The sequence below is a fragment of the Microbulbifer maximicatervae (SeqCode) genome (genome assembly GCF_052468295.1).
Map to the genome: position 1 here is coordinate 40,998 of NZ_CP174340.1, position 22,307 is coordinate 63,304.

The 22,307-nt window shown below is 42.0% G+C and carries 16 protein-coding genes and 1 pseudogene; 16 read left to right on the forward strand and 1 reads right to left on the reverse strand.

Going from position 1 to position 22,307, the window contains the following annotated elements:
• Positions 1-1,255 precede the first annotated feature (1,255 nt).
• The 5 genes and pseudogenes from ACJJIQ_RS00500 to ACJJIQ_RS00520 all read left to right on the forward strand — a co-directional run.
• Positions 1,256-2,047 carry an ABC transporter permease gene (locus tag ACJJIQ_RS00500; protein ID WP_445363355.1) on the forward strand — a complete coding sequence of 264 codons (792 nt, stop codon included), beginning with the start codon at positions 1,256-1,258 and terminating at the stop codon, positions 2,045-2,047.
• Positions 2,044-2,748, forward strand: coding sequence for an ABC transporter ATP-binding protein (locus ACJJIQ_RS00505; protein WP_445363356.1), 705 nt, complete (start codon positions 2,044-2,046; stop codon positions 2,746-2,748). The genes ACJJIQ_RS00500 and ACJJIQ_RS00505 overlap by 4 nt, the downstream gene beginning before the upstream one ends.
• Before the next feature lie 2 nt (positions 2,749-2,750).
• Entirely contained in the window at positions 2,751-3,935 is a 1,185-nt protein-coding gene (locus ACJJIQ_RS00510) for a KpsE/RkpR family capsule polysaccharide export protein (RefSeq protein WP_445363357.1), read from the forward strand.
• 65 nt (positions 3,936-4,000) lie between these two features.
• The gene (locus ACJJIQ_RS00515; RefSeq protein ID WP_445363358.1) at positions 4,001-5,635 is read left to right on the forward strand and encodes a polysaccharide biosynthesis/export family protein; all 1,635 of its coding nucleotides are present in this window, start codon (positions 4,001-4,003) and stop codon (positions 5,633-5,635) included.
• Between the two features lie 295 nt (positions 5,636-5,930).
• Positions 5,931-6,293, forward strand: a pseudogene (locus tag ACJJIQ_RS00520) (sugar nucleotidyltransferase); the annotation flags it as partial.
• An 8-nt stretch (positions 6,294-6,301) separates the two neighbouring features.
• Here ACJJIQ_RS00520 and ACJJIQ_RS00525 read toward each other — a convergent pair.
• Complete coding sequence (locus tag ACJJIQ_RS00525; RefSeq protein WP_445362554.1) at positions 6,302-7,327, reverse strand: IS630 family transposase; 1,026 nt, start codon at positions 7,325-7,327, stop codon at positions 6,302-6,304.
• Between ACJJIQ_RS00525 and ACJJIQ_RS00530 the strand changes: the two genes are divergently transcribed.
• From ACJJIQ_RS00530 to ACJJIQ_RS00580, 11 genes are all read left to right on the forward strand, one after another.
• On the forward strand, positions 7,326-7,946 hold the full coding sequence (locus ACJJIQ_RS00530) for a sugar nucleotidyltransferase (protein WP_445363359.1): 621 nt from the start codon (positions 7,326-7,328) through the stop codon (positions 7,944-7,946). The two genes, ACJJIQ_RS00525 and ACJJIQ_RS00530, sit on opposite strands and share 2 nt — an antisense overlap.
• Positions 7,947-8,090: 144 nt before the next feature.
• Positions 8,091-8,639 carry a dTDP-4-dehydrorhamnose 3,5-epimerase gene (gene rfbC / locus ACJJIQ_RS00535; protein ID WP_445364852.1) on the forward strand — a complete coding sequence of 183 codons (549 nt, stop codon included), beginning with the start codon at positions 8,091-8,093 and terminating at the stop codon, positions 8,637-8,639.
• An 88-nt stretch (positions 8,640-8,727) separates the two neighbouring features.
• Entirely contained in the window at positions 8,728-9,645 is a 918-nt protein-coding gene (rfbD, locus tag ACJJIQ_RS00540) for a dTDP-4-dehydrorhamnose reductase (RefSeq protein ID WP_445363360.1), read from the forward strand.
• A gap of 64 nt (positions 9,646-9,709) precedes the next feature.
• The gene (gene rfbB / locus ACJJIQ_RS00545) at positions 9,710-10,780 is read left to right on the forward strand and encodes a dTDP-glucose 4,6-dehydratase (protein WP_445363361.1); all 1,071 of its coding nucleotides are present in this window, start codon (positions 9,710-9,712) and stop codon (positions 10,778-10,780) included.
• A gap of 5 nt (positions 10,781-10,785) precedes the next feature.
• Positions 10,786-14,541 carry a glycoside hydrolase family 99-like domain-containing protein gene (locus tag ACJJIQ_RS00550; protein WP_445363362.1) on the forward strand — a complete coding sequence of 1,252 codons (3,756 nt, stop codon included), beginning with the start codon at positions 10,786-10,788 and terminating at the stop codon, positions 14,539-14,541.
• The gene (locus ACJJIQ_RS00555; protein WP_445363363.1) at positions 14,542-15,507 is read left to right on the forward strand and encodes a hypothetical protein; all 966 of its coding nucleotides are present in this window, start codon (positions 14,542-14,544) and stop codon (positions 15,505-15,507) included. It begins immediately after the preceding gene.
• Positions 15,507-16,430, forward strand: a complete 924-nt coding sequence (locus tag ACJJIQ_RS00560) for an alginate O-acetyltransferase AlgX-related protein (protein ID WP_445363364.1) — start codon at positions 15,507-15,509, stop codon at positions 16,428-16,430. The genes ACJJIQ_RS00555 and ACJJIQ_RS00560 overlap by 1 nt, the downstream gene beginning before the upstream one ends.
• A 1-nt stretch (position 16,431) precedes the next feature.
• The gene (locus ACJJIQ_RS00565; RefSeq protein ID WP_445363365.1) at positions 16,432-17,505 is read left to right on the forward strand and encodes a glycosyltransferase family 2 protein; all 1,074 of its coding nucleotides are present in this window, start codon (positions 16,432-16,434) and stop codon (positions 17,503-17,505) included.
• Complete coding sequence (locus ACJJIQ_RS00570; protein ID WP_445363366.1) at positions 17,502-18,842, forward strand: UDP-glucose dehydrogenase family protein; 1,341 nt, start codon at positions 17,502-17,504, stop codon at positions 18,840-18,842. The genes ACJJIQ_RS00565 and ACJJIQ_RS00570 overlap by 4 nt, the downstream gene beginning before the upstream one ends.
• Before the next feature lie 167 nt (positions 18,843-19,009).
• Positions 19,010-19,969, forward strand: coding sequence for a sulfotransferase family 2 domain-containing protein (locus ACJJIQ_RS00575; protein ID WP_445363367.1), 960 nt, complete (start codon positions 19,010-19,012; stop codon positions 19,967-19,969).
• Between the two features lie 35 nt (positions 19,970-20,004).
• Complete coding sequence (locus ACJJIQ_RS00580; RefSeq protein ID WP_445363368.1) at positions 20,005-22,275, forward strand: glycosyltransferase family 2 protein; 2,271 nt, start codon at positions 20,005-20,007, stop codon at positions 22,273-22,275.
• The last annotated feature ends 32 nt before the right edge of the window (positions 22,276-22,307 follow it).

Consider the following 22,307-nt stretch of genomic DNA (forward strand, 5'->3'; position numbering starts at 1 on the left):
TCATAAGTTACATGTTTGAGTGTCTAAATTCCACAGAATATGTGAGTCCAGCGGTTATGAAATTCAATTCTAAACCAGGTGGCAAATAAGTGGGTTTCCTTTAGCTCTACTCTAAGCTTGAAGCCTTCTTGGATTTTTCGAGGAAGGCGAGAGTTTGGCTATTATTTTACTGTCACGATAATTATTGCCGCGGGGCAATGTGATCTCCTACTTAAGGGGTCCTTTGAGTTTTCTAAGCAGAGCAAAAAGAGAGGGCAAGTTGTTTGGTTGGTTTGAAGAGCGTTAAAAAGTTACGGTAGGAGAAAGATTGCTATTTCCGCGCCCCTTCTGAAGCTTGATCTATATCTGAAAGAGTTGCAAATTCCTAGTGATCTTACTTCTTTGAAGTTGCGATTAGCAGATCTACTTCCAGCTTTTTATGCCATTTGAAGTACCACAGGCCTACTGATGGTGACTGGTGAATGTCTATCTAGACAGCTAGAAGGGCTTATCCGAGTATATTTTGCTCAGCGAACTTCCAGTAGAAGGTAAGAGCAAGGTTACAGTGAGAATGAGCGACCGTCGAAAGTGTTAGCTGGGGTTGTTGTGGCGCTGAACAGGTTTACAAGTCTGTAGATAATAGTTTCCACTGCAGCATAAGGGCTTAGAGGCTAGAACTTGCTCAAGGATCGAATTATTGTTTAGAATTCAGTGGCTTGTGGATCTCTTTCAGTAGCTTAATCTTCATCGAGTTGCCATAAAAGCTCTATGCCTCATTTACATACGCCATTAGGTTCGGCGACCAAAATCCGCTCAATGAGTGGATTTTTTCGTCACTAATGCGATGTGTCTACATTAGGCGAGCCGCCTGACAGATTTTGGGTGCTAGTATATGGGGCAGCCTAGGTAACCAAAGCTTACTGGAGGTTAGGGGCTAGTACGCAGGCCTTTATCAATTGATGCCTTCTTGCCTTGATATGGAGGTTTTGAAAGTTAGTGACGAGAGAAGGCTAAGCGGATCAGGCTAGAGGGCCGGCGTAATGGCGCGTGATTGATTTAGATGGGGGCTAGGGTAGCATAGCGCACTTATTTTTGTGAGGTGAGACATTGACATTTGTCTTGCTTGCTGTTAATGCAGGCCGGCTTGGATCTCGAAAAATATATGAGCTTGAGGTTGTACTTTAGAGCCTCCTAAGGAATTACCTAGCCGATTATCCCAAACCCACCTTTGGTTCTGTGGTCGACTGGTTCACACTTTACAACAAAGTAGATTTTTATGGAGTTTTCAACTCGGCGCTCAGTCTGGAAAATTCAGCGAGATGTGATTTATGCGCTATTAGTGCGAGAGATGAAAACTCGCTTTGGCAAATGGCGACTTGGGTATGCTTGGATGCTATTGGAGCCATCACTCCATATTATTGTTCTTGTGGCTGTTTTTAGCTTCCTGAAAGATGAATTTTATCCTGGGGTGCCAACCCCACTATTCATGCTTGGAGGAATCGCACCTTTCCTATTCTTTAATCATTGTGTACAAAAGGGATTAGCAGCAATTTCTTCAAACCGGGGGTTATTTAACTATCGGCAACTGAGGCCGTTCGATGCGGTTCTAAGTCGTGTTTTTTTGGAGTTTGTTATTTATCTGGCAACTCTCGTAGTGCTGATGGTGGTATTTGCATGGCTTGGAGTGTCCACACCTTTTAATAATTTTATACTTCTCACAACAATTAACGCTCTATTTTTCTTTTTTTGTTTAGGACTTAGTTTGGCGCTATGTGTTTTAGGTGAGCGGTTTCCAGAATTGGCTAAAGTGATTCCTATGCTTATTCGACCTCTGTATTTTATGTCTGGGGTTTTCTTCTCTCTTGAGCAGGTTCCAAAAGAATATCATGTTTACTTGGTATGGAACCCCTTGTTACATGTCATTGAATTAAATCGTGAAGCATTGTTTAGTAACTTTAGTGGATACTTTGGAAGTCTGGCTTATTTAGGGTTTGTCTCTGTTTCGATGTTGTTTTTTGGCTTGCTTTGTTATCGAGCAAATTGGCGTGATTTGGTAAAAAGCCGGTGATTAGATTAGAGCGCTTAACTAAATCGTACCGTACGCCTCATGGGCGAAAAGTACTTTTTGAAAATGTAAATGCGTCTTTTCCAGAGGGTAAAAACATTGGCATTCTCGGTCGGAATGGAGCGGGAAAGTCAACTTTACTGCGCATAATGGGGGGGATTGATTATCCCGACTCTGGCAGAGTGATAACTAACCAGAGAATCTCCTGGCCAATGGGGCTGGCAGGTGGTTTCCAGGGAAGTATGACTGGCCGTGAGAATGTCGCCTTTGTTTGTGGCATACATGGTATTTGGGGAAGTGCGCAGCGCAAAGTGATGGATATGGTGCAGGACTTTGCTGAAATAGGTAATTATTTCGATGTTCCTGTAAGTAGTTACTCATCAGGAATGCGCTCACGTCTTGGCTTTGGTTTAAGTATTGCTGTCGATTTCGATATTTACTTGGTTGACGAGGTAATGTCCGTTGGCGACGCTCACTTCAAAAGGAAGTGCGAAGAGGTTATAGCAGAGAAAAGAAAGAGCTCATCTTTCATCATTGTGGCGCACGCTATGGCACTTCTTCGGAAGAACTGTGATGTAGGGATATACCTGGATCCGACGGGGTTAAGAGTTTTTGATACTGTTGATCAAGCTATTGAGTTGTATCAGGGTGAGAAACCAAACGCTCAAGCAAAAAAGACCGCCACTGAAATGTATAAGAGTTAATTATGGACGTTAAAGACCAGCTAGTTGAACAACAAGCGAAGAATCCATCAAGCAAAAAGGCTCTAATTGGGGTGGTGAGTAACGCTTCCAGGCATATTCCGAAACTCAAAGGCTGGGCATTTTTTGTTATTCTGCCTCTATTTTTCCTTGTGGTGTACTATCTATTCTGGGTTTCTGAGCGCTATGTTAGTAGTGCGCAGTTAATAGTGAAAGATAGCACTTCCTCCCAGGCAACCTCTCCAGCATTAGGTTTGTTGATTCCTGGTATGGGCGCTGATACCCAAGATGCTTTTTTGGTGGTGAATTATATTCACTCGCTAGATATGGCTTTGTACTTAGATAAACAGTTAAAACTGTCAGAATATTATAAAAGTACACGCTACGATTTCTTTTCGCGGTTGTCCCCCGATGCAACTCAAGAAGAATACTTAGAATATTATCGGGATCATATAGGTATTGGCCATGATGAGGCGACGGGCATTATTACTATTGAGATGCAAGCATTTGATCCGGCCTTTGCAAAATTATTAAGTGAAACTGTTATTCAAAAGTCTGAAGATTTTGTCAATGCAATTAGTAATCAATTGGCTGACAAACAAGTTGCTTTTGTGAAGAGTGAAGTTGACCTGGCTCAGGGGAAATTACGAACCACCAAGCAACAAATTCTTGATTTTCAGAACAGCCATAAGGTGATAAGCCCAGAGGAGCTGACCAAGGGAATCAGTACTATCATTCAAGGTTTAGAATCACGTTTGGCAGAACAACGAGCCCAGCTTACTGCGGCAAAGACATACCTAAATGCTGACTCTTCACAAATTGTGTCAATGCAAGCGGATATAGCTGCCCTAGAAAGTCAGATAGAGCTGGAGAAGGTCCGTTTGGTGGGAATCGGGGAGGAGGAAGGAGAGCAAAAACTAAATTCTCTTAGTGCTCATTTCCAAAATTTAGAACTCGATTTGCAGTTTGCTACTGATGCATATGCTGCTTCTCTAAAGGCTTTAGAGGCAGCACGGATGGAGGCTTCAGGTAAATTAAAGCATCTATTAGTTGTGACACAGCCATCGTTAGCTGAGGAAGCTGAGTATCCGCATAAACTTTACAATTTGGCAAGTATCGCAATAATTTTGCTTATGCTATACGGAATAGGAAAAATGCTGGTTGTCACTATCCGTGAACACAGGATGTAAAGCGGTGAGAGTATTTGGGACTCCCTCAGATCATCAATAAATTTATTCGAAAAAGATTAGCACAAATGATTACAGGAAAGATTAAGAAAATTGGAGCTGGATTCGCTCTGCTTGCTTCGTTGGTTTGCTTGCAAGCAGTGGCACTGGAAACCCAATTAATCGACGAGTCTTCTTCTTCAGAGTCGCAGCAAAATAAAGTACCAGTTTTTGGGCAGGCATTGTTTCAGGGCGGATTTAAAGATCAGCCTTTTAGCGGTTTCAATCCGGATTATCGAATTACAATTGGAGATCAAATTAATTTACAATTATGGGGGGCATACAGCTTCAGTGCTTCGCTTGCTGTTGACCCCCAGGGAAATATTTTTATTCCTGAGGTTGGCCCCGTTCATGTGGCTGGAGTAAAAAACGGAGAGTTAAATGCTTTCGTTCTGCGCCATGTCAAGCGGGTATTTAAAAATAATGTCCAAGCTTACGCTAATCTTGAGGCCAGCCAGCCTGTAAAAGTATTTGTTACTGGGTATGTAACTAGCCCTGGGTTGTACAATGGATTCAGTTCCGACTCTATTTTGTACTATCTGGACAGTGCCGGAGGGATTGATGCAAAAAGCGGTAGCTTTGTTGATATTAAAGTATTGCGCCAAGGGGAGCCAATAGAGTCAATCAATCTCTATAAATTTTTAGTCGAAGGCACTATGCCGGCCCTTCAGTTGCGCAACGGAGATGTTGTTGTGGTTGGAGCCAGAAGAGGGGTTGTAACTGTCGAGGGCGCAGTACAGCGGGCTGCCCAGATGGAGTTTATTGGGCCTTATACCCAGCTTGGCGAAATGCTTCTCATCAGTAAGCCTGATCCCCAGGCGAACTTTGCCCGAATCACACAGGCTATCGATGGTCTTCAACAAGCTAATTATCTCCCCCTTGAAGAGGCTCTCACACAACGCTTGTACCCAGGTGCCGAGGTAGAGTTGGTTAGAGATAACGATGTGAAATCCATTTCAATACGTGTTTCTGGTGAATTAAATGGACCCGCAACCTATGTTTTACCTTACGGTGCAAAATTGGAGGAGCTGTTAGAGCAGCTTAGCTTCCGAAATAATGCAGATAGGAAATCTATCCAGCTATACCGAAAGAGTGTAGCTGATAGCCAGCGCGCGGCATTAGATCGTTCGCTTGATGCGTTACAGATGGAGGTTCTTACTCGTCAGCCTAATACCGACCTAGAAAAAGCCTCCCAAAAAGACAACGCGCTAATGATTCAAAACTTTATTGAACAAGCACGGAAGGCAGAGCCTAAAGGTCAAGTAGTTATTGCTAATAATCCAAATGCAGCCCAAATGCTATTGGAAGATGGTGATGAGTTAGTCATTCCATTGAAATCCTCGACTGTATCAATAGTGGGAGAAGTTATTTTTCCTACATCATTGGTATACAACAAAAAGCGCACTTTGGAGGATTATATAGAGCTAGCAGGTGGCTTTGCTAATAACGCAAATCAGCAAGAGTTAGTGATTTTACACCTGGATGGAACTATTAATCGCATTGACGATCGTGATTTCGATAATCGTTTAGGAGATCGCCTGAGACCGGGCGATGAAATCATGGTAATGCCAAAGATTCAATCTAGCGAGTTACAAGTAACAAAAGACATCACAGAGATACTATATCGCATTGCAGTAGGTACGGCTGCGGTACTTTCTTTCTAACTGGTACACTTTGTGCATTATTTGTGTTCATATTGGCTTTTATCTTGCAGGGTTAATCATGAAGGGTAGTTTTGCCATATGTTTTCAAGCACAGTCTTGTGGCTGTGATGAGCTGTAAGGCGCTTGCGATATCGTTTTTTGGAGATCTATGTAATTATCCGCGCCTCAAAGGTCTTAAAAGAACTTTTGAGGCTCAGTGGTTGGATCCACTTTCATGGAAGTCTTGCTGCCCAGGATTTATCTGAGGCATTTTAAATAAAGTCAATAGTAGAATGGAAAATTGGGGGTAGGGGCAATGGTTGTTAAAGGGGCTTCTGAACGCAAGGGAATAATACTGGCAGGAGGGTCAGGAACTCGTTTGTATCCTTTGACAAAAGGGGTAAGCAAGCAGTTGATGGCTGTCTATGATAAGCCAATGATATATTATCCTTTGACGACTTTAATGTTGGCGGGTATCAGAGATATCCTTATCATTACGACACCAGAAGAGCAATCTTTATACCAGCGTTTGCTCGAGGATGGCGCACAATGGGGGATTAATATTTCTTATGCAGTGCAACCATCTCCCGATGGCTTAGCCCAAGCATTTTTGATTGGGCGTGAGCATGTAGGTAATCACAATAGTGCACTTGTGCTAGGTGATAATATCTTTTATGCACATACTACCTAGGCAGCAGCAAAGAATACAGTCGACTCTTGAAAAAATGATTTCACAAGTTTTCTATTTTTCTTGATGCTCTGCAAATCTGCATTTGCACGACTCAGTAGTGTCTCACCTTTTTTCAGCGGCCTCTTTGAAGTCCCTATATTTCTCATATGATTCCAGACCAACTCATCTGGATTTAGGTTTGGTGCATATGGCGGTAAGAACACCATTTCAAGCTTTCCATCCTGTGAATCGACATACTCCAATACCTTTTTCGATTTGTGTACTGGGTGCCCATCAACAATGAGAATCACTGGTCTTTTCTGACTTCTCTGGAAATTTTTGAAGCATTCTACGCACTTTTCTGCCGTGAACTTTCCACTATAAATATGATACCAGAAGCCACCTCTATTCGATAAAGCTGAGATCGCATTGATTGACTGTCTTTGACCACTCGTTTTTACCACTGGAGTTTTTCCTTTTTCTCCCCATGTCCTTTGGAGTGGATCGTCTGATCTGATACTAGCCTCGTCCAGCCAAAATATTTCTGCACCAGTTTTTTTCGCATAAGATTTAATCTTTGGATAGACTTCCTTTACCCATTTATTCACCGCCTTCTCATCTCTCTCGTAAGCTCTTCGTAGAGGCTTTTGTGGCGTCAGGCCCAGTCGATGTAGAAGTGTGCCGACACTAGAAACGCTAAGTTCAATTTTGAATCTCTCAAAAATCAAATCCGATACGATCTGACGTGTCCACAATCCGAAATCAAAGCCATATTGCCTTGGATCGCCACCAATAATCCATCGTTTGACTTCCTCTTCTTCAATAGCTGACAGTTTTCTACCGCGTCCAGGTCTAATTTTTGGAGATAGCGCTTCAATACCTTTCTCCCGAGCAGTCCTTAACCATGGGAAAATAGTTCTGCTCCCCAGCCCTAAGCTACGACTAACCTCCGCCGCAGATTCTCCATCAAATACTCGCTGAACAGCAATTTTACGTATGAGGTGCTGCTCCTCAGTACTAAGTTTTCTGGCATCGTATTTCATGCAGTTTATATTACCAGGGTGTACTGATTATTTCTGCCTCGCTAGTAACTTCAGTCAAATTTTGCAGCAAGCTGATGCGAGAGAGATGGGAGCTACAGTATTTGGTTATCGAGTAGCAGACCCCCGAGCATATGGAGTTGTTGAGTTCGATGCCGGCGGTCGAGCTGTGAGCTTAGAGGAAAAACCTGAGAAGCCAAAATCTAATCACGCTGTCACTGGCCTTTATTTTTATGATAAGCAAGTGTGCGACATTGCCCGAGAAGTACAGCCGAGTGCACGTGGCGAGCTGGAAATCACAGATATCAATAAAGTATATCTTGCCCAGAACCAGTTAGATGTAGAGCGCCTTGGACGTGGTAGCGCCTGGTTGGATACTGGTACGCATGATAATTTGTTGGATGCCGCCCACTTTGTTCAAACAATCGAGCGTCGACAAGGCCAAAAAATAGCCTGCCCCGAAGAAGTAGCATATCGTAAAGGATTTATCAGTGCAGAAGAACTAGAAGCGCAAGTTCAGCCCTTAATGAAAAGTGGCTATGGAAAATATTTGATGCAAATTTTAGTTGAGAATGGTGAAACCTCATCCCTCAACATACGTCGCTATGCTTCTGGGTTATAATAGTTCAAACGGGCTAAAATTGAGCTTTTTCTAAATCCATTACTTAGAAGTCGTTCAGGGATGAGCGGCTCAACCTCTACTCTCTTCTTTTGAGCTGCAGCAGCTAGATTGCTTGCCCGCGCCTCGGCTAAATTCTCAATTAGTATGAATATCATTGAAACAAAAATTCCTGACGTGAAAATTGTAGAACCAAAAGTGTTTGGTGATGAACGTGGCTTCTTCTATGAGTCATTTCGTGATGATGCTTTTAATAGTAAGTGTGCACATCGTGCGTTTGTCCAAGATAATCACAGTAAGTCTTCTCGCGGAATTTTACGAGGATTACATTATCAGACAGAACGGACCCAAGGTAAGTTAGTCAGGGTTGTTCGTGGCGAAGTTTATGATGTCGCAGTAGATTTACGAAGAAGTTCGCCAACTTTTGGACAATGGGTTGGTGTGTATCTGTCAGCTGAGAACAAGCGCCAGTTGTGGGTTCCTGAAGGGTTCGCACATGGTTTCTATGTAACAAGTGAAAGTGCTGAATTTGTATACAAGTGCACAGACTACTATGCTCCGGAATATGAGAAATCGCTCCTGTGGAATGATCCAGATCTGAATATTGACTGGCCCCTTGCTGAAGGTATACAGCCTCAACTTTCGGAAAAAGATCGCCACGGTAGTTCTTTTAAGGATGCGGTATATTTCGCATAGAGAGTATACGCTGGTTTCACTAACCCCGAGATTAGCTTCTCTTTAAAGATTAACCTTCCTATTTTGCTAAAACTTGGCGGCGCGATAGATGCGTCGTCAAACTATTCTTGGTCTGTATAAAATGGCAACTTTTAAAATCTTAATAACGGGTAAAAACGGTCAACTTGGACGTGAGCTTCAAAAGCTATGTTCTGTCGATATTGAGATGATCGCGATGGGACGCGAAGAGCTGGATATCTCCAATAAACAAGTTGTCCAGGCCGTGATCGGAGAAGTTAAGCCCGATGTAATCATAAATACTGCTGCCTATACCGCTGTTGATAAGGCAGAGCAGGAAGAAAATGTCGCTTTTGCAATCAATAAGCAGGGTAGCGAAAATCTAGCAGAGGTATGTAACAGTCTAAATATTCGCCTCATTCACGTCTCAACAGATTTCGTGTTTGATGGTGAGAAGTCAACTCCATACCTAACATCCGATAAAGTTAATCCTGTCGGGGTATATGGCTCTAGTAAAGCTGAAGCAGAAACTGCCGTTTTAAGAATTCTTCCGGAAGCGATAATTGTACGTACCGCGTGGGTTTACGCATCCCACGGGAATAATTTTATGAATACTATGCTTCGGTTGATGGCGGATAGAGATCAACTTAGTGTCGTTGCAGATCAGGTTGGCACACCAACCTGGACAGGAACCTTGGCGGAGATCTTAATCATACTTGCTCAAAAACCTAGTGTGAGTGGTATATACCATTGTACCGACCTCGGGGTAGCCAGTTGGTATGACTTTGCGGTAGCTATTTATGAAGAAGGTAAGGCTTTAGGTGTACTTTCGCAGGATAAACAATTAGACCTTAAAGCAATAGCTACACATGAATATCCTACTCCTGCGAAGAGACCATCTTATAGTGTATTAGATAAAACTCGATTAATTACCGAATTAGATATTAAACCTAGGCATTGGCGTGAGTCACTTAGACTGGCTCTTTCTGAAAAGAAACAACAACATTAATTGTCCAATTGCCTATTAGGTATTGGGGCTTTTTTTAAAAATTGTGACTGATAGCGATCTTGATATGAAAAAATTACTGGTTACCGGTGGCGCTGGATTTATTGGTGCTAATTTTGTCCATTACTGGATAAAAAATTACCCACAGGATACAGTGATAGTCTTAGATGCACTCACATACGCAGGAAACCTTGCAAATTTAGATCTAGTTAAGGATCACCCTAATTATAAGTTTTACCAAGGCGACATATGCGATACAGCGCTGGTAGAAACTCTACTCCGTGAACACCGAATTGATACCTTAGTGCACTTTGCGGCTGAAAGTCATGTGGATCGATCAATTAGCGGGCCAGATGCATTTATTCAGACAAATATTATTGGTACCTATAGCTTATTGAAAGCAGCTAAGAAAGTGTGGCTAGATGAAGGCATAAATAGAGTTGCTCATCGTTTTCACCATGTTTCTACTGATGAAGTGTATGGTACTTTAGAAGAAAATGATCCAGCATTTAGTGAATCCACGCCGTATGCTCCAAATAGTCCTTATTCGGCAAGTAAAGCTGCATCTGATCATTTAGTTAGAGCCTATCACCATACTTTCGGTCTCGAAGTGACCACTAGTAATTGTTCTAATAACTATGGGCCTTTCCATTTTCCTGAGAAATTAATACCACTGGTAATTGCTAATATATTACGCGATCTTCCACTCCCTATTTATGGTGATGGTCAGCAAATACGTGACTGGTTATATGTCGAAGATCATGCAGGCGGTATCGATAAAGTAATTCGTCAAGGAAATATAGGCGAATGTTACAATATCGGTGGTATTAATGAATGGGCAAACATTGATATCGTAAAATTAGTTTGTAAGTTGATGAATGAGCAGTTTGCGAAGCAGTCGAGTCTAGCGGCACAATATCCGCAAGCTATAAGCGCTATTGCTGGCAATTCTGAGAAATTAATTTCGTTCGTAGAAGACCGTGCAGGACACGATCGACGTTACGCTATTGACCCTACCAAATCAAATAAAGAGTTGGGTTATCAACCACATGAGAGCTTTGAAACAGGCATACAAAAAACAATTGAGTGGTATTTGAGTAATCCGGTTTGGTGGCAAGAGTTACTTAAAGGGAATTAATAGCAATGAAATCAGTAGTAAAGAAGTTATTCGGAAAGGATTCTAAGTCATTGAATAAGAGCGGTATCGAAGTAGTTTATTTTTCAGGTTTATTTGATCACGATTGGTACCTAGAGACGAATCCAGATGTTGCTGAATCAGGGGTGAACCCCTTGGAGCACTATTACTTCAATGGATACAAAGAAGGGCGCACACCCAACTATTTGTTTGACCCCGCTTGGTACCTTTCAGCATATCCTGATGTATTGGACGCTGGGATTGAACCCTTAGAACACTATATTAAAAGTGGAGAGGCGGAGGGGCGCCAACCATCTCTGGCATTTGACCCTGAGTATTATAAAAATACAAGTTCATTACCAGATGAAGAGTCTGCCTTAAAGCATTACTTAGAGAATGCAAAACAGCCGATCTGCGCTCCTACACCATTCTTTGATCCAGCCTATTATTTACAGCAATATCAGGATATCAAAGAGGCAGGGCTAGATCCCTATAAACACTTTCTTTTGCAAGGTTGTGCAGAGCGCCGTAACCCAAGTACTAGCTTCGATACTGGATTCTATATAGATAATCATTTAGGTGGTAATGTTTCTGAGCATGCTTATTATCACTACCTTTCTGTTGGAAAGCATAGTGATCTAAGGACCTTAGCCCCCGCACCTGGAGAGACAACTTCAGCTTCCGCTCAAGCTTTAATTTGTAGTGCTGATGAGGAGTTCTTAAAAGCCGGTCCTGGTTTTGAAGATTTCAAGTATGGCTCAAGGCAATTAGATCCAGAGGTAAAAGCAATAGCCTACTATCTACCGCAATTCCATCCGTTTGAAGAAAACAATGAATGGTGGGGACAGGGGTTTACTGAATGGACTAATGTCACTCGTGCACGGAGTAGATTTAATGGGCATTATCAGCCACACTTACCGCGCGACTTGGGTTTCTATGACCTGCGAGTGAAAGACACTTTGGTGGCACAGGCTAAAATGGCCCGAGATGCTGGACTTGAGGGATTTTGTTTTTATCATTACTGGTTTAATGGTCGCCGCTTGATGGATGGCCCTGTCAATCTTTTATTAGAAAATACGGATATTGAGCTGCCATTCTGCTTAATGTGGGCAAATGAGAACTGGACGAGAACTTGGGATGGTTTTGACAATGATGTTCTAATCGCTCAAGACTATAGAGATGAAGATGATGTTGCGTTCGTTGCGGATATAGCGCGCCACTTTACTGACTCTCGATATATTTCCATTGACGGGCGTCCATTATTCTTTATTTACCGTCCCGGTATTATTCCCAAAGCGTCAGAGAAGATTGCTTTATGGAGAAGGCTATTTAGGGATAACCACAATATTGAGCCTCTTATTTACATGGCTCAGGCATTTGGTGACCTAGACCCCAGAGAGTACGGATTGGATGGCGCAATTGAATTTCCCCCACATAAAGTGGCCGAGGGGCTTCCATCTGTTGCGCAAAGTTTAGGGTTAAAAGATGCTGAGTTTGTTGGACATTATCCGAGTTATGAGGAAATGTCTACCAAGTCTCTGAATGACTGTTCTTTTGATTACGACGTAATCAAGGCTGTCACTCCTATGTGGGATAATGAGGCACGAAAGCCTAAAAAGGGAATGGGGTTCGTAGGTGCAACACCAGAAAAGTATGAGAGATGGTTAAAAGGTGTTGCGCAGTTTGCCAAAGAAAATCCTATCCAAGGTAAACACAAGTTTGTTGCTATTAATGCCTGGAATGAATGGGCGGAAGGAGCGCACCTTGAGCCGGATCAGTATTGGGGGAGTGCTTATTTAAATTCAACATATCGAGCCTTGCACGAACAAACCGTTATTCAGGGAAAGTACTCTTTAATACTGGTTGGACATGATGCTTATAAACATGGTGCCCAGTTGCTGACTTTGAATATATTCAAGACACTCAAACAGCAATTTGGGATTGATGTTCGGCTGGTGTTGTTAGACGGCGGTCCACTAGTCTCTGAGTATGAGAAAGTTGGTGAGACCCACGTATGCCATGGCAGCCTTGAAGTTTTTGACAGTGTCGTTAGAAAGTTAAAGGAAGAATCTGGGCTTAACAGAGCAATTTGTAATACTACTGTATCTGGCAAAGTTGCTCCAATCTTGGCAGGTCATGATATTGATTTTATTTCATTGATCCATGAACTCAAGAACCTTGTTCAAGAGTATAAGTTAGAGAAAGCTGCTCAAGATATTGCGGATCACGCACAAAGGGTGGTTTTTGCAGCCGAAGCAGTGAAAGATTCTTTTGTTTCTTGTGTTGACTCAGTAAAAGAAAATAAGTTAGTCATTCACCCTCAAGGTATATATCAGGATCTATTTAACGACTCAAGCGCTTACAGAAAGATTAGAAAAGAGTTGGGTATATCTAAAAATGCTAAATTGATAGTTAATGTTGGGTATGCTGACTTGAGAAAGGGGTTTGATATCTTTGTGAATGTAGCGAAACTTGTAGTGGAGCAGCATTCTAATTACCACTTTATTTGGATTGGCGATATTGAGCCCTCTCTTAAGCACTGGCTTTCTGAGGATTTGGGAAGTGAATTGCTCAAGAATAATTTCCACAATATTCCTTTCACTAATGAAATCTCAAGTTATCTATTGGCTGCCGATGCATTTGCTATGACATCGCGAGAAGACCCCTTCCCCTCTGTGGTTATGGAGTCACTTGCTTTAGGCACACCCGTGATTGGTTTTGAAGGTGGTGGCGGTTTTACAGAGCTACTTGAAGACAAGGCCAATGGAGAAGTCGTGCCTATGGCAAATATTGGTGCCATGGCAGAATCGATAATTCGCCAGATAGCAACGGATAGTGATGAGAAAGCTAAGCTAAGAGGTGCAGCTGCTACCAGTCGGTTTAAATGGGATGAGTACGTTTTCTCTTTAGTCGAGTACTTAGATCCAGCTATCAAGCGTGTCAGTGTAGCTGTACCTAATTACAACTATGAAGATCATATAGAAGAACGCCTGAGATCAATCTTTGATCAGTCTTATCCTGTATTTGAAATTAATGTTTTAGATGATAAGTCTCCAGATAATAGTGTGTCTGTTATCGAGGCGTATGCAAAACGTAGAAATCGTAAAATTAATCTTGTAGTTAATAAGAAAAACTCAGGATCAGTATTCAAACAGTGGAAAAAAGGCGCTGACGTAGCGAGAGCGAAGTATTTGTGGGTTGCTGAAGCCGATGATTCTGCGGATAACTTGTTTTTGCAAAAAATCCTCGAAGGACCGACCAATTTCACGCTTGCTTATACAGATTCGAAGCAAATTGATGAAAAGGATAAACATTTAGCGGATGATTATCGCTATTACTATGATCAAGAGTTTATTGACATATTAGATAGACCTGGAATATACGATGGCACAACAGTAATTGATCAAGTGTTGTCCATTAAAAACCAATTTATGAATGTAAGCTCCATGTTGTTTGATACCACTAGCTTTGTAAATTGTCTTGAAAATAGTCTAGATAATATCCTTGAGTTTAAGGTGGCAGGTGATTGGTATATCTATGTTGATTTACTATCTAAATCCAACTCTAAAGTAAAGGTGGTATCTGCTCCTATGAATATTCATAGGCGGCATTCAGCGAGTGTGACTAAGAAAAATTACGATGTACAGCTAGATGAAATAAAAAGGGTTCAAACTGTGACGCTCAAATTTTCACGAAATAGCCCAGATAAACAAATAGAGCAAAACAATTATTTGTCGGAAGTGAAGAAGGTGTTGGAGGGGTAAATGAAAACTATCTATTTTCATGTTGGGCCACATAAAACCGGTACCACTTTCCTCCAGAAGGTTTGCGAGGAAAATAAAGACATTCTTCGTACTTCTGGTATCGACTACCTTGAATTCGGAAAATTATATTTTGGCCATCATGAGATGGCATCATCTTTGAGTCAAGCTAAGTATAAGAAGGGTGATATTCAGAGAGCAATAGAGCAAAGTGCTTGTAAGAAAATACTGTTGAGTAGTGAAAATTTTGATGTGCTCGACGCTAGAGCTTTGAGTTATCTGTCGGAAGAATTGAAGCCTTATGAGGTTCGAATTTTAGTCTTTTTTAGAACTCCAACCATACGTCTTTACTCATGGTGGCAGGAAGAAGTTAAGCATGGGAATACAAAGAGTTACTCCGAATATGTAAGTCCACACTACTCAAAACCTTTTGCTAGTGAAGTGCTGAACATAAATAATATGCTACATCGATATGTAGACAAGTTCGGTTCTGAAAGTATATCCATTTTTGACTATGAAGCATGTTTGGCGGAAAGTGGTACTCTAGCCCCGTTTTTAGAACTCTTGGGAGTGTCTGTTAAACCTACAGTGGCAATGAATCGAGTCAATGACGGGCTATCGATTTTACATATTGAAACTATAAGAGCTTTAAATATTATTGCTAGAGCTAAGGGTGAATTAAAGTTCCATAATGTTCGTGATGCTTATTTGAGGCGTTGGAATAAGAATGATCCTCTTATGAAAAAAATCAGAGATGTACAGGAGGGACACTCAATAGCAGTAAGCTATGGCGACTCTTATGTGGATAAAATGCTTAAAAAGGCTACGATACAAACATATAAAAATAATTTTGTGACAAATATTAGTAATGATTATAAAGAAAAAATTATAGTTGTTCCGGAGGCAAGTTGGGTGGCGGATAAGATGGCTCAAAAGTCTCTTCAAACTATATATAAGTCGATAATGTAATGAATGAAAATACGATGGTTTATTCGTCTGGCAATGGCTGGTTGTTTTTGACTGGTGGATCGAATAATGTTTTGGACATTTTTTCGGGTGAGTATGATGATTCAACGTGGGTGAATTCGTGGGCTAACATTTTAGAAAAAAGAGCCGATATGTTTAATGCAATGGGTGTAGATTATTGCCATATTGCAGCGCCTGAGAAGATATCTATCTACCATAGATATCTTAGTGATGAGATGCGTAACCTAGTGCAGCTACAGAACTCCCCAGCCTTTAGGGTGGAAGCCGCTATTCGGGAAAAAGATAGGCAGTTTTATATTGATCCTGCGATCTATTTAAGACGGCAAAGTGAAAACTACCTGATTTATCATAAAACTGATACTCACTGGAACTTCTTGGGGGCTTATAGTGCTTATCAGCTATTGATGAATCGATTAGGATACAAAATTGATACTTCTATTCCCCTCAATGCAAACCCTAAAGGTAACTGTATTATGGACTTGGGAGGGAAGTTTTCCCCCCCAATAAAGGAAAAGGTATTTTTCTACACCCCAAGAAAATGTGTAAAACGGGTTTTTAGAAATGAGCTGGTAAAATATAAAGAAGAAAACCTTAAAGAAAATGAGCCAGGATTACATGTTGGATCTATAGTAAGGTTTAAGAATGATGATGCTATCCATGATAAAAGAGTACTGATCTTTGGGGATTCATTCTCTGAATATCGACCACAACTTCTAACCGGACTGCTAGCTGAAACTTTTACAGAGGTAAAGTTTGTCTGGGGGCTAAATATCGATAATAGAGTAGTTGATGAATATCAACCTGATATCGTGATTACCGAGTCCGCAGAACGGTTTATGCCCTATACAGTACCAAGTGATAATATTGACTATGATAAAATGGTTTTCGAGATCCTCAACAAGTGATATGGAAAAGGCAGCATTAAATAGTTCACTCAAAATACATGCGTACTTTGTATGTTTTAATGAAGAAGTAATACTTCCATATATTTTGGATTACTATTCTGCATTTTGCACGAAAATATTTTTGTATGATAACCTGTCTACAGATGAGACGATAAATATCGCTCTTAATTACCCAAAGGTGAAAGTTATACCCTTTGATACTGGGGGAAAGAAGAATAACGCTAGGCATGTTCAAATTAAGACTCAGGAGTATAAAAAATATAGTAGGAAGGGAGGAGCGCTTTGTGAAGAAGTTGCTGACTGGGTTATTTGTGCTGATATAGATGAAATAATTTACCACCCCAATTTGGTAGACGTATTAGCCAAGTATAAGGAGGAGGGAGTCTCTGTACCGCAAATTACTGGCTTCAATATGGTCGGTAGAGAGGAGCTCAAAGCAGGAACTCCGATTGAAAAACAATACATGAAGGCTGTTAGAGATCCTGTCTTTGATAAAAGGATGATTTTTTCACCTGATTTTGATATGGCTTACTCTAGAGGATGTCATCCATATGGAGCGGGATTTGACCTAATGAAAGAGACTTTAGGATATTTTACTTCTAATAAATATCCTTTGGCTCTGCTTCACTACAAATATATTGGAAGTATTCTATATGAGTCCGCACTTAAAAACTACAACCGATATGCGAAGGATGGTATTAGTAAGACCCGAGATGGCAGATATATGGGGCCGGGTGCTCAATATAGGACATATGTTGAAAAAGGTCTTGAATATAACCCTTTAATTGGTAAGGCTAAGGATTTATTTGATGAAAATTGGGAGATTTGTTTTGATAAATTTCCACCAACTTCTGGAGAGGAAGGTGTACATAAAGCAAACATACCAAACAAAATATATACTGAGGATGTGGACTTAATTAGAGACTCCGCTTTAGTAATTGAAAACTATAATTTATTTTTGGCTCAAGAGTTGATGAAGATTGCTCTAAGGTTTCGACCAAATGGACCTCTAATTATTCGTAAAGTGAATGAATACGAAGCTAAACTTAATGGCCAAATAGTTGAAGAAAAATGAATGTATGTATTTTTGGAACTGGTTATGTGGGGCTGGTTCAAGCAGCAGTATTGGCTGAAGTTGGTCATAACGTTATTTGTGTCGATATCGATATTAAAAAAATTGAAGCTTTAAAGCTTGGCCATATCCCTATCTATGAGCCTGGTTTAGCGGATCTAGTAAAGTCGTGTTATCAAAGTGGCACCTTGCAATTCACTACGAATGCCAAAGATGGTGTGTTGCATGCTGATATTATATTTATAGCTGTAGGTACTCCCCCGGATGAAGATGGATCTGCGGACTTGCAGTATGTTCTTAAAGTGGCTGAATCCATTGGCACCTATATGGATCGCTATAAAGTAGTAGTTAATAAATCTACGGTACCTGTAGGTACTGCTGACAAAGTTGCTGATCAATTAGCAGCAATGTTGGGGAAGCGAAGGGTGGAGATTGAATACGATGTTGTGTCAAATCCTGAGTTTCTAAAAGAAGGGGCGGCACTTTCCGATTGCCGGCGTCCAGATAGGATCGTTATTGGCACTGACAGTGATAAAGCTGAAGCCCAAATGCGCGAACTTTACGCTCCCTTTAATCGTAATCACGAGAAGATTATTAAAATGGGAGTTCGTAGTGCGGAATTAACGAAGTATGCCGCAAACTGTATGCTGGCAACAAAGATCTCTTTTATGAATGAGGTCGCGAATCTTGCGGAAAGACTGGGTGCAGATATTGAGGAAGTTCGCCAGGGAATTGGCTCGGATCAAAGGATCGGCTATCATTTTATTTACCCCGGCTGCGGCTATGGTGGTTCATGTTTCCCTAAGGATGTAAAAGCCCTTTGCCGTACTGCGGATGAAGTGGGCTACGCAGCAGATTTGTTAAATGCGGTTGAAACTGTAAATGCAAAGCAGAAAGAGACCCTTTTTGAGCGTGTCAGAGCAGTTTTGCCTGAGGTTAAGGGGAAAACTATTTGCCTTTGGGGGTTGTCATTTAAGCCCGAGACAGATGACATGCGCGAAGCCAGTAGTAGGGTGTTGATGGAACAGTTATGGGCTGCGGGAGCCTCTGTTCAAGCATATGACCCGAAAGCCATGGGAGAGGCTCATAGAATCTATGGAGACCGTGAGGATTTGGTACTAGCGCCAACAAAAGAGGCTGCATTAGAAGGCGCTGATTTATTGGTTGTTGTTACTGAGTGGAAGGAGTTCAAGAGCCCTGATTTTGCGTTGATTAAATCCCAGCTTAAATTTCCGGTAATAGTAGATGGACGGAACCTTTATTCGCCCAGCAGATTATCAGCGCTGGGACTTATGTATTTTGGTATTGGCCGGGGTAAATCAATATTCAAAGTCGCCTGAAGTGTAAAGATTGGATGTGCGATTTTTACTTATTACTTAGGGGTGCTTGAGAGTGCACTCCTAAGCAAATTCGGTTTATTTTAGTAATTGAATGAAAGTGCAATTAGGTTCAGCTAAATATTGTTTAGTTATTATTGTGGTTTATTAACTAATTTATTGGTTTTTCTTTGAATAGTTTTTTATTTGTCCATATCCCCAAAACAGCAGGTACGAGTTTTCGGTTGGGAAGTGACGGATTTTTTGGGCGAGACTTTGTTTGTAAAGATTATGGCCCTAAATCACCTTCAACTAGCCCGCTAGTAAAGCGTTGGGCGGGGGATGCGCCAGATTATTGGGCATTCAATAAGGCGCTAATTGCAAGTAATGTTAGGCTGGTTGCTGGGCATTTTCCTGCAGGAAAATATACATCTTTACTGGGTGTAGAGAAAACAATCTCCTTTGTGAGGGATCCATTACAACGCTTAGTTTCTGAATACCAGCATATGGTTCGAAACTATGGGTTGGCAAAATCCTTTCCTGAATTCTACCGATTGCCGCACAATATTAACAGGCAGTTTAAGTTGCTAGGACAGGCTAACTGGCCAACATTTGGGTTTGTAGGGGTTACAGAGCGTTATGCTGACTCGCTTAGAATTATAAATAAGAAATATGGTTTGGATATTAGGCACACTATCGAAAATACCGGTAGAAGTAATATTTCAAGCCATTATGATATTGAGTCAGAGGCAAGGGAAGAGCTCATACAGCTTAACCATAAAGATATTGTTTTGTTTGAGTTGGTAAAAGAGCAGTTTGATTGGCGCTTGAAACTTGAGAATATGGCCTCCAGCTTTACTCGCGGTGCACTGCTGCGTGTAGATAATGGGAAGTTATTTGGTTGGGCTTTAGCTGAAGATAGCGATGATCCTGTCGATATTGTAATAAAAGTAAATGGCGAAATACGTTCTAGGTTGAAGGCAATGCAAGATCGGCCGATGTTAAGGGCCTTAGGTGTAGGTAGAGGCGGATTTGTAGGTTTTTCGTTCGACATCTCAAAGCTAAAAGCTGGTGATAAAGTCGATTGCGTGGTCGCAAACACAGGGCAGCCACTGGTACACTCTCCATGGACGGTTCAGGGGCAGACATAGCTCCATTATTACAACAATCCTACATGAAGTGTGCTGTGCTTAATTTTATCAAGTCCATATTCCGAGTGGACCTTGTTTCTTACTTGAGGGTTAAAGCTGGTATTGAGCTAGCGGCCCCTAAAGGTCAGGGGTATCAGTGGCTGTCACTCACCGGCAGCCCTCGATTTCAAGTTTCAGAACGTAGCTTTCCGCCTGGTTGGTATATGTTAGAGCTCCAGGTAGCCTATGATGGAGGTGGGGCAGACGCGTCGCTTTTAGCCTATATGGGCTGCGGCCTGGAGGGTGGTTGGGATAGAATTTCCCTGCCCCTTCGTACTGGGCGGATTGTCAAACGAATAGTTTATTTTCGAGAAAAAGTGACCGAACTAGAGCTGGTTCCCGTAGATGATCGTGGTTGTTTTTCCGTGGATCACTTTCGTATCGTTCGTCTTGCGCCTTGGTTTGCATATGATCGTCTTGCACGACGCTTATCGACTATGCACCCCGAATTCAGGGGGCTGGGAAAGTTGGAGGTACTTGCAGGCGTCAAATGTAAAGCTAAAGCTCAAGGGGGTAGTAGGTATCAATATGCTTTGGATCGTTATGGAGAAACATTTGTCCGTAGGAGACATGACCGGGACTATCGACGGTGGATTGATAAGGTAGAGGGAAGCACGCAGCTCCTCTCATCTAAAGCGACAGATAGTTCCGCGAAAGAAGCGGTGCTAATTTCAGTGTTGCTACCGACTTTTAACTCTGATATTTCCCAACTAAAAGCCTGTATCGAGTCAGTGTTAGCTCAGACATACCAGCACTGGCAACTCTGTATTGCAGATGATGCATCAACTGACCAGCAAGTCAAAGATTGTCTTCTAAGCTACCAGGCTTCGGACCCCCGAATTCAAGTGAAGCTCAGAGAAAAAAATGGACATATAGCAGCGGCTAGCAATAGTGCTCTGGAGCTGGTAGAGGGGGAGTTTGTAACCTTCCTTGACCACGACGATGCCTTGGCGCCAAATGCCTTACGACGGATTTCGGATTTTCTTTTAGATAACCCGAAGGCGCTTTTGGTCTATAGCGATGAGGATAAGATTGACGAGCTGGGAGAGCGCTTTGCTCCTCATTTTAAGCCCAGCTGGAATCCAGATTTGCTGCTGTCACAAAACTATGTTTGCCACATGACTGTCTTAAAGACGGAACTAGTTCGGGATGTTGGCGGTTTTACAGTGGGGACTGAGGGTAGCCAAGATCACGACCTTTTACTTCGTTGCCTGCCAACACTCAATGATGAGAATGTAGTTCATATCCCGGAGGTTCTTTACCACTGGCGCGCGGTCACGGGCTCTACTGCACAGGATGGAGCTAATAAGGGGTATGCTGCTGAGGCAGGATTACGTGCACTTGATGGTTATTTGCAGCGCACTGGGCAAGATGCAAAAACCGAGCTGGGAATTGTTCCAAACTCTTATCGAGTTCGCTGGGCTCTTCCGACGCCCGAGCCATTGGTTAGTCTATTAGTGCCTACGCGTGACGGTCACGACATCCTCAAACCTTGTGTTGATGCGATCCTATCAAAGACCGAATACTCTAATTTCGAGCTTCTCATTCTGGATAATCAGAGCCGCTGTAAAAAGACATTACAGTATTTTCGCGAAATCAGTCGTGATTCGAGAGTCAGTGTGCACCATTGGAATCATTCGTTTAACTACTCCTCAATCAATAATTTTGGGGCGAAGTTGGCAAAAGGGGATATTCTCGGGCTTGTTAATAATGACATCGAACCGATCAATGGGGATTGGTTAAGGGAAATGGTGAGCCAAGCTTACAGGCCCGAGATTGGTTGTGTAGGTGCAAAGCTATATTACCCGAACGATACGGTCCAGCACGGTGGTGTAATTTTGGGTATTGGTGGTGTGGCGGGGCATGCTCACAAATATTTCCACCGCAGTGAGTATGGTTATTTTTCACGCCTACAGCTGGTTCAAAACTTTTCCGCCGTAACTGGGGCTTGCTTATTAGTAAGAAAGTCCATCTTTGAGCAGGTAGGAGGTTTGGATGAAAAGCACCTCGCAGTAGCGTTTAATGATGTAGATCTATGTCTGAAGATACGTGCAGCAGGTTACAGGAACCTTTGGACACCCTTTGCAGAACTCTACCATCATGAATCCGCATCCCGTGGTGCGGACGATACATTGGCGAAGCGACGAAGGGCACAAAGGGAAGCCGACTATTTACGCAGTCGCTGGGGAAGCTTATTAGACACCGATCCCGCCTATAATCCGAACTTAACACTGGTCCACGAGGATTTTTCTTTGATCTCAGTTTGAGCAAACTCAAAGCCGTGGATGAAATTGCCCAG

What these genes read in the sequence shown, in the direction of transcription:
- ACJJIQ_RS00500 (WP_445363355.1), top strand. Translation starts at nt 1,256, where the DNA reads ATGGAGTTTTCAACTCGGCGCTCAGTCTGGAAAATTCAGCGAGATGTG.
- ACJJIQ_RS00510 (WP_445363357.1), top strand. Translation starts at nt 2,751, where the DNA reads ATGGACGTTAAAGACCAGCTAGTTGAACAACAAGCGAAGAATCCATCA.
- ACJJIQ_RS00515 (WP_445363358.1), top strand. Translation starts at nt 4,001, where the DNA reads ATGATTACAGGAAAGATTAAGAAAATTGGAGCTGGATTCGCTCTGCTT.
- ACJJIQ_RS00530 (WP_445363359.1), top strand. Translation starts at nt 7,326, where the DNA reads ATGCAGTTTATATTACCAGGGTGTACTGATTATTTCTGCCTCGCTAGT.
- ACJJIQ_RS00525 (WP_445362554.1), bottom strand. Translation starts at nt 7,327, where the DNA reads ATGAAATACGATGCCAGAAAACTTAGTACTGAGGAGCAGCACCTCATA.
- rfbC (WP_445364852.1), top strand. Translation starts at nt 8,091, where the DNA reads ATGAATATCATTGAAACAAAAATTCCTGACGTGAAAATTGTAGAACCA.
- rfbD (WP_445363360.1), top strand. Translation starts at nt 8,728, where the DNA reads ATGCGTCGTCAAACTATTCTTGGTCTGTATAAAATGGCAACTTTTAAA.
- rfbB (WP_445363361.1), top strand. Translation starts at nt 9,710, where the DNA reads ATGAAAAAATTACTGGTTACCGGTGGCGCTGGATTTATTGGTGCTAAT.
- ACJJIQ_RS00550 (WP_445363362.1), top strand. Translation starts at nt 10,786, where the DNA reads ATGAAATCAGTAGTAAAGAAGTTATTCGGAAAGGATTCTAAGTCATTG.
- ACJJIQ_RS00555 (WP_445363363.1), top strand. Translation starts at nt 14,542, where the DNA reads ATGAAAACTATCTATTTTCATGTTGGGCCACATAAAACCGGTACCACT.
- ACJJIQ_RS00560 (WP_445363364.1), top strand. Translation starts at nt 15,507, where the DNA reads ATGAATGAAAATACGATGGTTTATTCGTCTGGCAATGGCTGGTTGTTT.
- ACJJIQ_RS00565 (WP_445363365.1), top strand. Translation starts at nt 16,432, where the DNA reads ATGGAAAAGGCAGCATTAAATAGTTCACTCAAAATACATGCGTACTTT.
- ACJJIQ_RS00570 (WP_445363366.1), top strand. Translation starts at nt 17,502, where the DNA reads ATGAATGTATGTATTTTTGGAACTGGTTATGTGGGGCTGGTTCAAGCA.